Here is a 12,965-nt window from a genome sequence, read left to right as displayed (position 1 = left end):
GCATGAAGACCACCCGCCTCGTCGGCGCGCTCGCGGCGGCGGCCGCCATGGTGACCCTCGCGGCGTGCTCGCCGTCCTCGCAGAGCGGGCCCACCTCGACCGTGTCGATCGACTCGTCGCCCGCGGTCTCCGCGGTCGCGCTGCCGCCCGCGCCCGAGGACCCGCGCCCCGAGGTCGCGTGGCCCCTGACCGGCCTGGATGCGTCGAAGGCGTCCGCGTCCGCGCTGTCGCGACCGGCGCTGTCGATCAAGATCGAGAACACGGCCGAGGCGCGCCCGCAGGAGAACCTCGACCAGGCCGACGTGGTGTTCGAGGAGTACGTCGAGTACGGGATCTCGCGGCTCATCGCGGTGTTCCAGTCGAAGTACCCCGACTCGGTGGGCCCCATCCGCTCGATGCGACCCATGGACCGCAACATCATGGGGTCCCTCGCGGGTCCGCTGGTGTTCTCCGGCGCCCAGGGCCGCTTCATCGCGGACACCGTCAACTCGGGCCAGGTGGTGGTGACCCAGGACCTGGGCGACTACGGGTTCTACCGCACCAGCGACAAGCCCGCGCCGCACAACCTCCACGGCTACCCGGAGGACTTCGCCGCGCAGTCCGAGGGCGCGAAGGCGCCGGAGCAGCAGTGGGAGATCGCCTACCCGGCCTCGGAGGCGACGGCGAAGCAGGACGGTAAGAAGGCCTCGACCATCGACATCACCATGTCCTCGATGGCTCACCCTCAGTGGCGGTGGGACGCGTCCTCGAAGACGTGGAAGCGTTACGAGGCGGGGGCGCCGCACGTCACCACGGACGGCACGCAGCTCTCCGCCACCAACGTGGTGATGCTGTGGGTGACGGTGCAGTACACGTCGGGATCGTCGACGTCGTCGGTGCCGGAGACGCTGGTGGCGGGACGCTCGGGCGAGGGCTACGTCGCGACGGCGAGCTCGTACCTCCCGATCAAGTGGAGCAAGAAGGGCCAGTACGACCCGTTCGTGCTCACGACCAAGAGCGGCGACCCGGTCGAGCTGGCCGCGGGCAAGACCTGGTTCGAGCTGGTGCCCAACGAGGGCGTCTACAACGCGACGTCGATCAACATCTCGTAGGGAGCGAGGTCGGCGTCAGCGGGCGTAGAGGCCGGTCCCGGCCCTCTTCTGCGCGAGGAGCGCGTTGCCGTAGTACTTGATCGCGATCCGTCCTTCGGGAAGCCTCCACGTGCTGAAACGCGCCTTGTAGACCGAGCCGGACCTCACCAGCGTCACCTTGGCGGAGACGGCCTTGCCGCCCACGTAGGCCTGCACCTGGCCGGTCTCGCGTGCGACGTCGCTGGCGACGGTGGCGACGAGGGTCGCGCGGGAGCCCTTCGTGACGGCGGACTTCCGCACGGCGGTGACCTTGGGGGTCGCCTTGGTGACGGTGGCCTTCACCGTGGTCTCCGACGGGTGCGACGCGAGGGAGCCCGCGTAGCTGGCGGTGAGCGTCCGGGTGCCGGGCTTCCAGTTGGTCGGCAGGGTGAACGTGGCCTTGCCCGCGAAGTCGAGCTTCCTGGTCCAGCTCTGCGACCTGTAGGCCAGGGTGACCTTCCCCGTCGAGCGGTACTTGCCGGCGACCGCCACCGTCACCTTGCCGCCGCTGCCGTACGGGGCCTTGGACGCGGTCGCCGTGGTCGCCGACCACTTCCGCGGGCCCGCGGTGATCGCGACGGTCGCCGCGTCGGCGGTCACCGCGGTGACGTCGAGCGTGAAGCGCCCCATGGGGTCCACGAAGGTGTCGCCCGCGCCGAACGAGGTCTGCAGGGCGCCGGAGCCGTCGTCCTCGCCGATGACGTACTGGTCGATGTAGCCCGGCTCGATCGCGGTGATCACGACGCCGGGGGCGTAGTGCGCGGTGTAGCCGCGGGCCGGTGCGAGCCGGGCGTTCGTCGCCGAGAAGAACGCCTCGGAGTCCTCGGCGGTGCCGTCGCGATAGTCGATGAAGTACCGCAGGCCCTGGTCGTCGCGGAAGGTGACGGCGGTGGTGCCTTCCTCCGCCGCGGCAGCACCGATGGTCGCCACCTGGGGTTCCGGGTCGCCCGCGGTCAGCGTGAGCGTCTGCGTCTGCGTGTCCGCACCCGGGAGGTCGAGGAGGTGGCGGTAGCCGGCGTCGAGGTTCGCCGGCGTGAAGCCGTCGAACGCGAACGCCATCGGGCTGTACGCGCCGTAGTACTCGGCGAGGCCGTAGTTGCTCGACGAGTAGCCGTCGCCCCAGAGGAGATTGCTGTGGCCGAGGCCGAGGTGGTGGCCGATCTCGTGCGCGGTCACGGCGAGGCCGCGTTCCGCGATGTGGATGTAGCCGCCCGTCGCCATCGACCCCACGTTGGCCACGCCCGCGTAGGGGAAGTCGCAATCCTCGGGCGTGTACACGATCAGGTGGTCGCGTCCCCTCGCGAAGCTGGCGGTCGGGAACAGCGCCGCGGCCTGGGTCCACAGCACGTCGAGCGCCCTGTCGCACGACCCCTTCAGGGTGAGCGTGTCCGACCCCGCGACGGCGAAGGTCGGGATAGCGCCACGGCTCTCGCGCATCCAGTAGGCGAGCGCCGCCTCCGTGTCGGCGATGGCGTCGGTGAGGGAGACGTCGTCGTCGGAGAGGGGGTCGTTCACCGTGACGACGTAAGCCGCGTGGTTCGCGACCTTCACGGTCGCCTCGAGGGGCTCGATCACCGTAGCGGCGAGCACCTGGGTGCCGTCGACGGTCTCCTCGACCGTGGCGCGCACGCCTGCGCCGGACGCGATGTCCTCGAGCGCGTCGCCCTCGACCTCGGTGACCACGCCCTCGGCGTCCACCAGGACGTGCCCCGTGGTGCTCTGACCCTCGGTCTCGATGATCACCTCGAGCAGATCGCCGCTCACCGTCGCGCGGCCGTCGGCCGCGAAGCTGCCGGCGGAGGCGCTGGCCACCGCGGAGGCGGTCAGCGCGAGCGCGAGCGAGGCGGACAGGAGCGTGCGGGCGGCGGGCCTGGCGGTGCGGGTCACGCGCCGAGGTTATCGGCTTCCCGACCAGGGGAGATGCGGCGTGTGGCGCATCCCTCACCAGGCGTCGCGCGTGCGCGTGCGCCACCATGGAACGGTGATCACCGTCCTCACGGGCGCCGGGCTCTCGACCAGCGCGGGCATCCCCGACTTCCGCGGCCCCGACGGCGTGTGGACGCGGAACCCCGACAAGGCGCGCCTGCTCGAGATCGACGTGTTCACCGGTGACCGCGACGCGCGCATCGAGGGGTGGCGCGACTGGGCCACGCACCCGGCCTGGGGTGCACGCCCGTCTCCCGCGCATCGTGCCCTCACGAGGCTGGTCGAGGCGGGCGCCTGCCGGACCGTGCTCACCCAGAACATCGACGGCCTGCACCAGGCCGCCGGCACGCCGGACGATGCCGTGGTCGAGATGCACGGCGCCCTCGCCTCGACCTCGTGCCTGGGCTGCGGCTTCGCGCTGCCGACGCGCGAGGTGGTGGCTGCGCTCGACGTCGACCCGGATCCGCGGTGCCCGTACTGCGGCGGGATCCTCAAGCCCGACGTCGTGTACTTCGGGGAGGCCCTGCGCGAGGAGGACCTGGACCGCGCTTCGCGCGCGGCCCGCACGTGCGACCTGTTCGTCGCGATCGGCACCACGCTGCAGGTGTACCCGGTGGCGATGTTCGCGGGCTCGGCGCTCGCGGCGGGCGCGTCGCTGGTGATCGTCAACGCCTCGCCCACGGCGTACGACGCGGACGCGTCGCTCGTGGTGCGGGAGCCCATCGAGGAGGCGGTGCCGGCGCTCGTGGAGGAGTGGCTGGGCACGTAGGCGCGGCGCCATGTAGTGATCGAATTCATGGACGACGAGGACGCGCTGGTGGAGCAGTTCACGGAAGCGATGGTCGAATGGGCGGGGTCGGACGATGCCGAAGCGTGGGAGGGCGTCGTGGCCGACGGGCTGGGACCCACAGCCGGGTGACCAGGATGGTCGTCAGTACGCGTACGGGAACCGCGTCCAGTCGGGCTCGCGGCGCTCGAGGAACGCGTCGCGCCCCTCCTGCGCCTCGTCCGTCATGTAGGCCATGCGGGTCGCCTCGCCGGCGAACACCTGCTGGCCGGCGAGGCCGTCGTCGGCGAGGTTGAACGCGAACTTCAGCATGCGGATCGCCTGCGGCGACTTGGTCGCGATGACCTTCGCGTATTCGAGCGCCGTCGACTCCAGGTCCCCGTGCGGCACCGCCTCGTTGACGGCCCCCCAGGCCGCGGCATCGTCCGCCGAGTACTCCCGGGCGAGGAAGAAGATCTCCCGCGCCCGCTTGTCGCCCACCTGGCGTGCCAGCAGCGCGCTGCCGTAGCCGGCGTCGAAGCTGCCGACGTTGGCGTCGGTCTGCTTGAAGCGCGCGTGCTCGCGGCTGGCGATGGAGAGGTCCGCGACCACGTGCAGCGAGTGCCCGCCGCCGGCCGCCCACCCGTTGACCGCCGCGATGGTGACCTTGGGGGAGTTCCGCATGAGCCGCTGCACTTCGAGGATGTGGAGGCGGCCGCCGTACGCGGGCGCGTCCTGCGCGGTGCCCTCGTAGAGGTAGCCGTCCTTGCCGCGGATGCGCTGGTCGCCGCCCGAGCAGAACGCGTGCACGCCGTCCGCGGCGGGGCCGTTGCCGGTGAGGATGATCGCCGCGACGTCGACCGTCTGCCGCGCGTGGTCGAGCGCCCGGTACAGCTGGTCCACCGTCTGCGGCCGGAACGCGTTGCGCACCTCGGGCCGGTTGAACGCGATGCGCACGGCGGGCAGGTCACGCTCGCCGTCGTCGGTCCGCGACACCCACCGGTGGTACGTGATGTCCGCGTCGGGGAAGCCCTCGATCGCGCGCCACTGGGTCGGATCCATGAGGTCGGAGACCTGCGCCGGGATGTCGCTCATGGTCTCCGAGCGTAGTGCGGCGGGCGGTTGGCGCACGTCGGCAGGATCAGCGCGCGCCAGGTCCTGCATACGGGTCGACTCGACCCGCATGCAGGATTGTTGAAGCGGCGATCCTGCATGCGGGGCGGTACGGGAGCCCGGAGCGACCCTAGGCTGAGCCCATGGAGTTCCGCCCCTTCCGCGTCGCGCTGTCGACGCGCTTCCGCGGCGTCACCGAGCGCCACGGCGTCCTCATCCGCGGCGTCGGACCCGACGGCGAGGACGCCTGGGGCGAGTACTCCCCGTTCGACGACTACACGCCTGAGCGTGCCTCGCGCTGGTGGGAGGCCGCGATGGAGGCCGCGCGCGGGCAGTGGCCCGCCCCGGTGCGCGACACGGTGCCCGTCAACAGCATCGTCCCGGAGCTGCCCTCGGGCCGCGCGGCCCAGCTCGCCACGGCGGGCGGCTGCACCACCGCCAAGGTGAAGGTCGCCGGCACGGTGTCGCTGAGGGACGATGCGCGGCGTGTCGAGGCCGTGGCCGTCGCCTTGGGCCCGGAGGGCCGGGTGCGGGTGGACGCGAACGGCGCGTGGGACGTGGACACCGCGGTGAAGGCCCTCAAGGAGCTCGATGCCGCGGCCCGCGCAGGCGGCGGGCCCGGGCTCGAGTACGTCGAGCAGCCGTGCCGCACGGTCGCCGAGCTGGCGGAGGTGCGCCGCCGCACCGACGTCCTGGTGGCCGCCGACGAGTCGGTGCGCCTGCCCGGCGACGCGGACGACGTGATGCGCGCCGCCGCCGCCGACATCCTGGTGCTCAAGGTCGCCCCGATGGGCGGCGTGCGCAGATGCCTCGACGTGGTGGACCGCTACAGCGTGCCCATCGTGGTGTCGAGCGCGATGGAGTCCTCCGTGGGTCTCGCGGCCGGCGTGGCGCTCGCGCGCGCCGTCCCGGAGCTCCCCTACGCCTGCGGACTGGGCACGGGCGAGCTGCTCGCGGAGGACACGGTGCGCGACACGATCGTCCCGCGCGACGGCGTCATCGGAGACTTCACGCTGGACGTGATCGCGTGAGCGAGCACCCGTCCGCCGCGTTCGCGCGGGCCCTGGTGGCCGCGCTCGTCGAACGCGGCGTCGAGGACTACGTGCTCAGCCCCGGGTCCCGGTCGGGCCCGCTCGCCCATGCGCTCGCGGAGGCGGGCGCCCCCAACCCGCCGCTCGGCGCCCCCAAGGTCGACCTGCACGTCCGCATCGACGAGCGCTCCGCGGGCTTCCTCGCCCTCGGCATCGCCCGGGGTCGCGCCGCGACCGGCGATCCGCGCCCGGTCGCGATCGTCACCACCTCCGGCACCGCCGTGGGCAACCTCATGCCGGCCGTGATGGAGGCGCACCACTCGGGCGTCCCGCTGCTGCTGCTCACCGCCGACCGGCCCGCGGAGCTGCGTGGCGTGGGCTCCAACCAGACCACCGACCAGGTGGGGCTGTTCGGCGCGTTCGTGCGCTGGCAGGCGGACGTCCCGGCGGCCGCGCTGGGGGAGCACCCCGACCGTGCGACCGCGCTCGCGGACCGGGCCGTCGCGGCCGCGCTGGGCGACCGTGCGCGCGAGGACATGGCCGCCGCACCCGGACCGGTGCACGTGAATGTCGCCTTCCGGGAGCCGCTCGGCGCCGACGGCGGCGTGTGGGCCGACCCGCCGCGCCTGCCCACGCCCACCGGCGGCATCCCGATCGTGGTCCCCGGCGACGAGCCGGCTCCGCTTCCTCCCGTCGCGCGCGGCGTCGTGATCGCGGGCGACGGCGCCGGCGACGTCGCCCGTGAGGTCGCCGAGGCCCACGGCTGGCCGCTGCTCGCCGAACCCACGTCGCTCGCCCGTTCCGGCTCGCACTGCATCCCCGACTACGTGCGGCTGCTCGAGTCGCCGCAGGGCGAGGACCTCGCCGCGCGCGTGCACCAGGTGCTGGTGATCGGCCGTCCCACGCTGACCCGTCCGGTGCAGGCGCTCATCCGGCGCGCACCCGCGCTCATCGTGGCCCGCTTCGGGGCGCGCTGGCGCGAGGCGCCGCACCACGCGCAGGCGGTCCTGCGCGACGTGCCCGCGACGTGGCTGTGGTCCGCCGCGCCGGACGATGCCGATCCCGCCTGGCTCGCCGAGTGGCGGTCCGGCGGTGGCCGGGTCCACGCCCCCGAGGGCTGGGGCCCACGGGTGGTCGCGGCGGCGTTCGCGGACTCGCTCACGCCCGAGACCTGGGGGTTCGTCGGATCGTCGGGTCCGGTGCGCTCGCTCGACCGGCTCATGCCGGCGGCCCCCGCGGGACGGGCTCCCATGCTCCTCGCCAACCGCGGCCTCGCGGGCATCGACGGGACCCTCTCCACCGCCGCGGGCGTCGCGTTCGGCTCCCGGCGCATCGTCCACGCGCTCATGGGGGACGTGACGTTCCTGCACGAGGCCGGCGGGCTGCTCATCGGGCCCCGCGAGGAGCGGCCACGGCTGCGGATCGTGGTGGTCAACGACGGCGGCGGCACCATCTTCTCGGGGCTGGAGCACTCGGCGGCACCGCCGGAGAACCTCGAGCGGGTCTTCACCACGCCGCACGGGGCGGAGCTGGCCGCGATCTGCGCGGGCTACCGCGTGCCGCACACGCCTGTGCGGAGCCGCACGGAGCTCGCGGCCGCGCTCGCGGCGCCCGTCACGGGCCTCGAGGTGATCGAGGCGCTGGTCTAGAGGCGTCCGTCGGACCAGTCTCCACACCGAATCTGCCACTGCACCCGCGCTGGTCGGGCGATTCGGCGCGAGTTGCAGCGATGGATCGATTCATCCCGGATGGTGTGTGGAGGCCGGCCCGCAGTCGATCAGCCGTGGCGCCGCGCGATCAGCACCGAGTCGCGCCACAGCCGCTCGGGCCCGCCCTCGGGGCGGGTGGTGCGCTCGCGCAGCGTCGCCGAGACCTCCCAGTCCTCGCGTGGGAGCACGTCCGCGACGTCCTCCGCCGCGAAGGCCGCATCCCGCAGGTCCGGATGCTCCGCCGCGTGCGGGTCCGTGGGGTGGTGCCCCACCACCAGCAGCATCCCGCCGGGCGCGACGGCGGGCGCGAGCGTCTCCACCAGCCACCGGCCGCCCTGCTGCGGGTGGGTGTACTGCGAGGTCACCAGGTTCCACGGCTCGTGCGACGCGAGCACGTCCGCGAGCTCCGCGTCGGTGAACTCGATGTGCGCCGCCACGCCGGACGCCTCGGCCTGCGCACGCCCCCGCGCGAGCGCCGTCACCGACAGGTCCACCGCGGTCACCAGCCACCCGAGGTTCGCGAGCCACACCGCGTCGGCGCCCTCGCCGCACCCCACGTCGAGCGCGCGACCCGGCTGCAGCGTCGCGGTCTCGTCGACCAGCTGCGCGTTCGGATGACCCGACCACACCGCATGCCTGGTCCGGTACCGCTCCTCCCACGCCTCGCGCCCGAAGTCGCGCATGGGCGCCGCGGCGCCCGACTCCTCGTGGGTGTGCTGGTGTGCCGCGTGCATGGCGCCTCCCCGGGGCTCGCCTCAGATGACTCTCATTCTGCGCGCATGCCCAGCGCGCGTCGCATCGGCTCGAGCTTCGCCTCCGACTCCGCCCACTCGGACGCGGGTTCGGACGCGGCCACGATCCCGCAGCCGGCGAACAGCCGCAGCTCCCGGGGGTCCTCGCGCGACAGCTCCGCGGAGCGCAGCCCGATGCACCACTCGCCGTCGCCGCCCGCATCGATCCACCCCACCGGTCCGGCATAGCGGCCGCGGTCCATCCCCTCGAGCTCGTCGATCACGCGTGCCGCCCCCAGCGTCGGGGTGCCGCACACCGCGGCGCTGGGATGCAGCTCGCTCACCAGCTCGAGCGCCGCCACGTTGTGCGACAGCACGCCGGTGACGTCCGTCGCAAGGTGCATGACGTTCGGAAGGTGCAGCACGAACGGCTCGTCGGGCACGTTCACCGACCCGCAGTGCGCGGCGAGCGCCTGCGTCACGGACCGCACCGCGTACTCGTGCTCCTCGCGGTCCTTCGAGGATCGCGCGAGGGCGCCCGCGCGCGCGAGATCGCGCATGTCGTCGCCCGTCATGCGGATGGTGCCGGCCAGCACACGCGAGGTCACCAACCCGTGGTCGACGCGCGCCAGCAGCTCGGGCGTGGCGCCCACCAGGCCGTCGACATGGAACGCCCAGCAGGTCGGGTAGTCGGCCGCGAGACGCGACAGCAGCACCCGCACGTCCACCGGGCGCTCGGCGCGTGCGGCCACGGCCCGCGCGAGCACCACCTTCTCCAGCTCGCCGCCGCGGATGCGCGCCACGGCCGCGTCGACCGCGCCGGCCCACGCGGCCTCGTCGCCGGCGGACACCGTCACCTCGCCCGGTTCGTCCGCGGGCGCCCCGGGGGCGAGCGCCTCCTCCAGGGTGACCGGCGCATCGTCCTCACGCGAGACGGTGGTGAACCAGGCGCGCCCGTCGCGCCTCCCCAGCACGAACCTCGGCACCACCAGCGAGCCGCCCGCCGCGGACGAGTCCGCGAACGCGAAGGAGCCGAACGCGACCAGGCCGGTGCCGCGCACCCGGACGTCGTCGTGGACCACGGCGTGGCGGCACAGCAGCCGCCACCAGTGCTGCGCGGCGTCGATGCGGTCCGCGCCCGTGGTGTCGAGGCGCGCGGCCTCGCCCCACGCGACCATGCCCTCGCCGCGACGCACCCACGAGATCCCCGCCTCCGGCAGCGCCGCGATGAGGTCGCCCGGGTCCGGGATGTCGACGGTGCGGACGGTGAGGGGTCCCGGGGAGGCGCTATGGACGGTCACGCCTCCACAGTAGGGCCGTTCTCCGGGGGGACGATGCGCGGGCCGGGCGGCCGCCCCCGCGTCACCTGGCGTCGCGCACGCCGGCGCGCACCAGGTAGTCGTTGACGAACCGCCCATCGGGGTCGAGCGACTCGAACAGCTCCCGCGCGTCGGCGATCCGCGGGTGCACGCGGGCGATGTCCGCGGCGGTGAACGCGTGCCACTTGCCCCAGTGGGGCCGCGCGTCGAACGGCGCGAGCGCGCGCTCGATCTCGGGCAGCACCGCCCGCACCGCGTCCGGCTCGAGCGCCCAGGTGAAGTGGATCGCAAGGGTGTCGCGGCCGTAGGCGCCCGAGAGCCACAGGTCGTCCGCCGCGACCGCGCGCAACTCGGAGACCAGCAGCAGCGGGGTGATGAGGTCGCCGAGCGCGCGCACCGCGGCGAGCGCCTCGCCCGCGACCTCCATGGGCACGAAGTACTCGGTCTGGATCTCCGCCCCGTTCGACGGGGTGTGGGTCAGCCGGAAGTGGGGGAGACGATCGATCCACGGCCCGGGCTCACCGCCCTGCGGCGTGAGCGCGTCGGGGTCGCCGTCCACGAGGCGCGCGTCGGATGCCGGGCTGCGGACCGCGCCGTGCCACTCCTCGGGCGGGGTCTTGTCGAGACCCACGCCGCTCTTGCGCCAGATCTGCTGCACGGTGGGCTCGGTCCACGTGGTGAAGATCGACACCGAGTACGCGTCCGCGAGGATCGCGGGCGTCTCGGACAACAGGTGCTCCCACGGCATGCCCGTGTAGACGTCCTGCCGGATGTCGTACGTGGGCTGGATGCCCAGCGTCACCTCCGTGATGATCCCGTACGCGCCCAGCCCGACCGCGAGCCCCTCGAAGCCGGGCTGACCCGCGCGCGCCGTGTGCTGCTTGCCGTCCGCGCCGACGTACTCGATCCGCGACAGGGCGGTCGACTGGCAGCCGTTGCGCGCCCCCGATCCGTGCGTGCCTGTCGCGGTCGCGCCCGCCACGGAGATGTGGGGGAGCGACCCCGTGTTGTGCAGCGCCCATCCGCGCTGCTGCAGCCAGCGTCCCAGCACGCCGTAGCGCATGCCTGCGGGCGCGTTCACCGTGGGGGTGGAGGGGCTGGTGAGGTCGATCAGCGGCGCGCCCTCGATGCCCGTCACGCTGACGAGCGTGCCGTCGGTGTCCGCGATGTCGTTGAAGCTGTGCCGCGTGCCCAGCGCCTTCACGCGGCCCGGTGCCTGGCGAACCGCCCGCCGCACGTCGTCGACGGTGGTCGCCTCCACCAGCCGTTCCGCCCGGAAGCTGTAGGTCCCCGCCCAGGTGACGCCCGCGTCGCTCATACCGTCACCGTACCCACCAGGGGGGACGATGCGGTGGTCACGCGCGCATCGTGCCCCCGCCGTGACCTTCGCGACGTGTGCCGTCGACCACGTTCCACACGCTTCGCCGCATGAATCGTTCTATCGCTGCATCTGTTTCCGCAAACGTCGACCAGGCCGTCTGCAGTTGCAGCATCCGTGTGGAGCGCGGTCGGCAGGCGAGTTCGTCCGTGCGGAGCACCCCGCGCGTGCACCTACCCTTGTCGGGTGCGTACTGAGGCCGATGTCATCGTGATCGGGGCGGGGCCCGGAGGGGCCGCCGCCGCCCGCTACCTCGCCGTCGAGGGCTTCGACGTGATCGCCCTCGAGAAGTCGAGGTTCCCGCGGGAGAAGGTGTGCGGCGACGGCCTCACGCCCCGCGCGGTGCGCGAGATCGACCTCATCGGGCTGCCCACGCCGCGCGAGGAGGGGTGGATCCCCAACCACGGCCTGCGCATGGTCGGAGGCGGGCACCGCCTCGAGTTCCCGTGGCACGACCTGGAGAGCTTCCCGAACTACGGGCTGTCCCTGCCGCGCGCCGCGTTCGACAAGCGCCTCGCGGACCACGCACGGGCCGGCGGCGCGGACGTCCGCGAGGGCTGGCACGTCGAGTCCGTGCTCCGCGACGAGCGCCAGGCCGGGCACGCTGGCGGTGGCAGGGTGGTCGGCGTGGTCGCCCGCGAGACCGACGAGCGCGGCCGCAAGGTGGGCGACCCCGTCGAGTTCCGCGCCCCCCTGGTCATCGCCGCCGACGGCGTGAGCGCCCGCCTCGCGCTCGGCATGGGGATCGAGCGCAAGGACAACCGGCCGCTCGGCGTCGCCGTCCGCACGTACTTCACCACCCCCCGCCACGACGAGGAGTGGATGGAGGGCCACCTGGAGATCTGGGACGGCGAGCGCGGCGCGTCGAACCTCCTGCCGGGCTACGGCTGGATCTTCCCGCTGGGCGACGGCACCGCCAACGTGGGTCTCGGCACGCTGAGCGCGAAGGGCACGCCGCCCAAGCTCGACCACCGCGCACTGCTGCGCGACTGGCTCGACCACTCGGCCGAGGACTGGGAGCTGGGAGAGCAGGTGGGCGACATCAAGGGCGCCGCCATCCCGATGGCGTTCAACCGGCAGCCCCACTACGTGCCTGGCATGATGCTCGTCGGCGACTCGGGCGGCATGGTCAACCCGTTCAACGGCGAGGGCATCGCGTACGCCATGCAGGCGGCGCGCCGCGCGACCGAGGCAGCCGTGGCATCGCGTGACGCAACCGGCGCGCGGGACCGCGAGGCGGCCCTCGCGGCGTACGCGCGGATGATGAAGGACGACCTGGGCGGGTACTACTCCCTCGGGCGCATCTTCGCCTCGCTGGTCGAGCATCCGACCGTGATGAAGGTGTGCACCCGTTACGGTCTTCCTAGTCCTTTGGTCATGGAATTCACGTCTAGACTGCTGGCAGATGTGTACGAGCCTCGTGGCGGGAACTGGGCTGACAAGCTGCTCGCCGCCCTGACGAGGGTCGCCCCCGCGGCCTGAGGGCGTCCGCGACCTCGATGAAGACGGAAGGAAACTCCCGGTGAATCCGTACGTGCCGATCATCGTGATGATGGTGATCGCGGGGCTGCTCGCAGGCGCCGGCCTGTTCGTCAGCTCCATCCTGGGACCCAAGCGCGCGAACGCCGCCAAGCTCGACCAGTACGAGTCCGGCCTGCAGCCCACCCCGGGCGCCGCCGGCGGCGGACGCGTCCCGATCAAGTACTACCTGGTCGCGATGACCTTCATCATCTTCGACATCGAGGTCGTGTTCCTCTACCCCTGGGCGATCGCGCACGATGCGCTCGGCTGGTTCGGGCTGATCGCGATCATGACCTTCCTCGCCCTCATCACGATCCCCTTCGTGTACGAGTGGCGCCGCGGCGGATTCGAGTGGGACTGAC

At 73.0% G+C, this 12,965-nt stretch carries 12 protein-coding genes; 7 read left to right on the top strand and 5 right to left on the bottom strand.

The genetic code is table 11. The features are described from left to right. Window positions 1-2: 2 nt before the first annotated feature. Entirely contained in the window at window positions 3-1,091 is a 1,089-nt protein-coding gene (locus AOM01_RS12675; protein ID WP_062294162.1) for a DUF3048 domain-containing protein, read from the top strand. Between the two features lie 15 nt (window positions 1,092-1,106). Here the strand turns inward: AOM01_RS12675 and AOM01_RS14475 are convergent, their stop codons facing one another. After that, window positions 1,107-2,996: a zinc metalloprotease gene (locus AOM01_RS14475; RefSeq protein ID WP_062294159.1), complete on the bottom strand. Its 1,890-nt coding sequence runs from the start codon at window positions 2,994-2,996 to the stop codon at window positions 1,107-1,109. 94 nt (window positions 2,997-3,090) lie between these two features. Here AOM01_RS14475 and AOM01_RS12665 point away from each other — a divergent pair, with 94 nt between their 5' ends. Then, window positions 3,091-3,804 carry an SIR2 family NAD-dependent protein deacylase gene (locus tag AOM01_RS12665; RefSeq protein ID WP_228374305.1) on the top strand — a complete coding sequence of 238 codons (714 nt, stop codon included), beginning with the start codon at window positions 3,091-3,093 and terminating at the stop codon, window positions 3,802-3,804. A gap of 27 nt (window positions 3,805-3,831) precedes the next feature. Next, window positions 3,832-3,954: a hypothetical protein gene (locus AOM01_RS14795; RefSeq protein WP_267127730.1), complete on the top strand. Its 123-nt coding sequence runs from the start codon at window positions 3,832-3,834 to the stop codon at window positions 3,952-3,954. Window positions 3,955-3,966: 12 nt separating this feature from the next. Here the strand turns inward: AOM01_RS14795 and AOM01_RS12660 are convergent, their stop codons facing one another. Then, window positions 3,967-4,896 carry a 1,4-dihydroxy-2-naphthoyl-CoA synthase gene (locus AOM01_RS12660; protein ID WP_062294261.1) on the bottom strand — a complete coding sequence of 310 codons (930 nt, stop codon included), beginning with the start codon at window positions 4,894-4,896 and terminating at the stop codon, window positions 3,967-3,969. Between the two features lie 161 nt (window positions 4,897-5,057). On the opposite strand from AOM01_RS12660, the gene AOM01_RS12655 reads away from it, so the two are divergent. Next, on the top strand, window positions 5,058-5,945 hold the full coding sequence (locus tag AOM01_RS12655) for an o-succinylbenzoate synthase (protein ID WP_062294157.1): 888 nt from the start codon (window positions 5,058-5,060) through the stop codon (window positions 5,943-5,945). After that, window positions 5,942-7,594 carry a 2-succinyl-5-enolpyruvyl-6-hydroxy-3-cyclohexene-1-carboxylic-acid synthase gene (menD, locus tag AOM01_RS12650; RefSeq protein WP_082110242.1) on the top strand — a complete coding sequence of 551 codons (1,653 nt, stop codon included), beginning with the start codon at window positions 5,942-5,944 and terminating at the stop codon, window positions 7,592-7,594. The genes AOM01_RS12655 and menD overlap by 4 nt, the downstream gene beginning before the upstream one ends. A gap of 128 nt (window positions 7,595-7,722) precedes the next feature. On the opposite strand, the gene AOM01_RS12645 is transcribed toward menD, so the two are convergent. From AOM01_RS12645 to AOM01_RS12635, 3 genes are all read right to left on the bottom strand, one after another. Beyond that, window positions 7,723-8,388 (bottom strand): class I SAM-dependent methyltransferase, encoded by a 666-nt coding sequence (locus AOM01_RS12645; protein WP_156155972.1) that lies wholly within the window; start codon window positions 8,386-8,388, stop codon window positions 7,723-7,725. A 32-nt stretch (window positions 8,389-8,420) separates the two neighbouring features. Beyond that, window positions 8,421-9,686, bottom strand: coding sequence for an isochorismate synthase (locus AOM01_RS12640; protein WP_062294156.1), 1,266 nt, complete (start codon window positions 9,684-9,686; stop codon window positions 8,421-8,423). 61 nt (window positions 9,687-9,747) lie between these two features. Further along, window positions 9,748-11,022, bottom strand: coding sequence for a D-arabinono-1,4-lactone oxidase (locus AOM01_RS12635; RefSeq protein ID WP_062294154.1), 1,275 nt, complete (start codon window positions 11,020-11,022; stop codon window positions 9,748-9,750). Between the two features lie 246 nt (window positions 11,023-11,268). On the opposite strand from AOM01_RS12635, the gene AOM01_RS12630 reads away from it, so the two are divergent. Further along, window positions 11,269-12,564: a geranylgeranyl reductase family protein gene (locus AOM01_RS12630; protein ID WP_062294152.1), complete on the top strand. Its 1,296-nt coding sequence runs from the start codon at window positions 11,269-11,271 to the stop codon at window positions 12,562-12,564. A gap of 40 nt (window positions 12,565-12,604) precedes the next feature. Next, a complete protein-coding gene (locus tag AOM01_RS12625) occupies window positions 12,605-12,964 on the top strand; it encodes an NADH-quinone oxidoreductase subunit A (protein WP_082110240.1) in 360 nt (119 codons plus the stop codon). Window position 12,965 lies beyond the last annotated feature (1 nt).

It is taken from the genome of Demequina phytophila, from assembly GCF_000971135.1.
GTDB lineage: Bacteria > Actinomycetota > Actinomycetes > Actinomycetales > Demequinaceae > Demequina > Demequina phytophila.
Note: the sequence above shows the minus strand (reverse complement) of the source record. Positions and strands in the feature narration are given on the sequence as shown.

Bases quoted from the DNA above. Each gene is read 5' to 3' on its own strand.
- AOM01_RS14795 (WP_267127730.1), top strand. From the start codon at position 3,832: ATGGACGACGAGGACGCGCTGGTGGAGCAGTTCACGGAAGCGATGGTC.
- AOM01_RS12660 (WP_062294261.1), bottom strand. From the start codon at position 4,896: ATGAGCGACATCCCGGCGCAGGTCTCCGACCTCATGGATCCGACCCAG.
- AOM01_RS12635 (WP_062294154.1), bottom strand. From the start codon at position 11,022: ATGAGCGACGCGGGCGTCACCTGGGCGGGGACCTACAGCTTCCGGGCG.
- AOM01_RS12645 (WP_156155972.1), bottom strand. From the start codon at position 8,388: ATGCACGCGGCACACCAGCACACCCACGAGGAGTCGGGCGCCGCGGCG.
- AOM01_RS12655 (WP_062294157.1), top strand. From the start codon at position 5,058: ATGGAGTTCCGCCCCTTCCGCGTCGCGCTGTCGACGCGCTTCCGCGGC.
- AOM01_RS12675 (WP_062294162.1), top strand. From the start codon at position 3: ATGAAGACCACCCGCCTCGTCGGCGCGCTCGCGGCGGCGGCCGCCATG.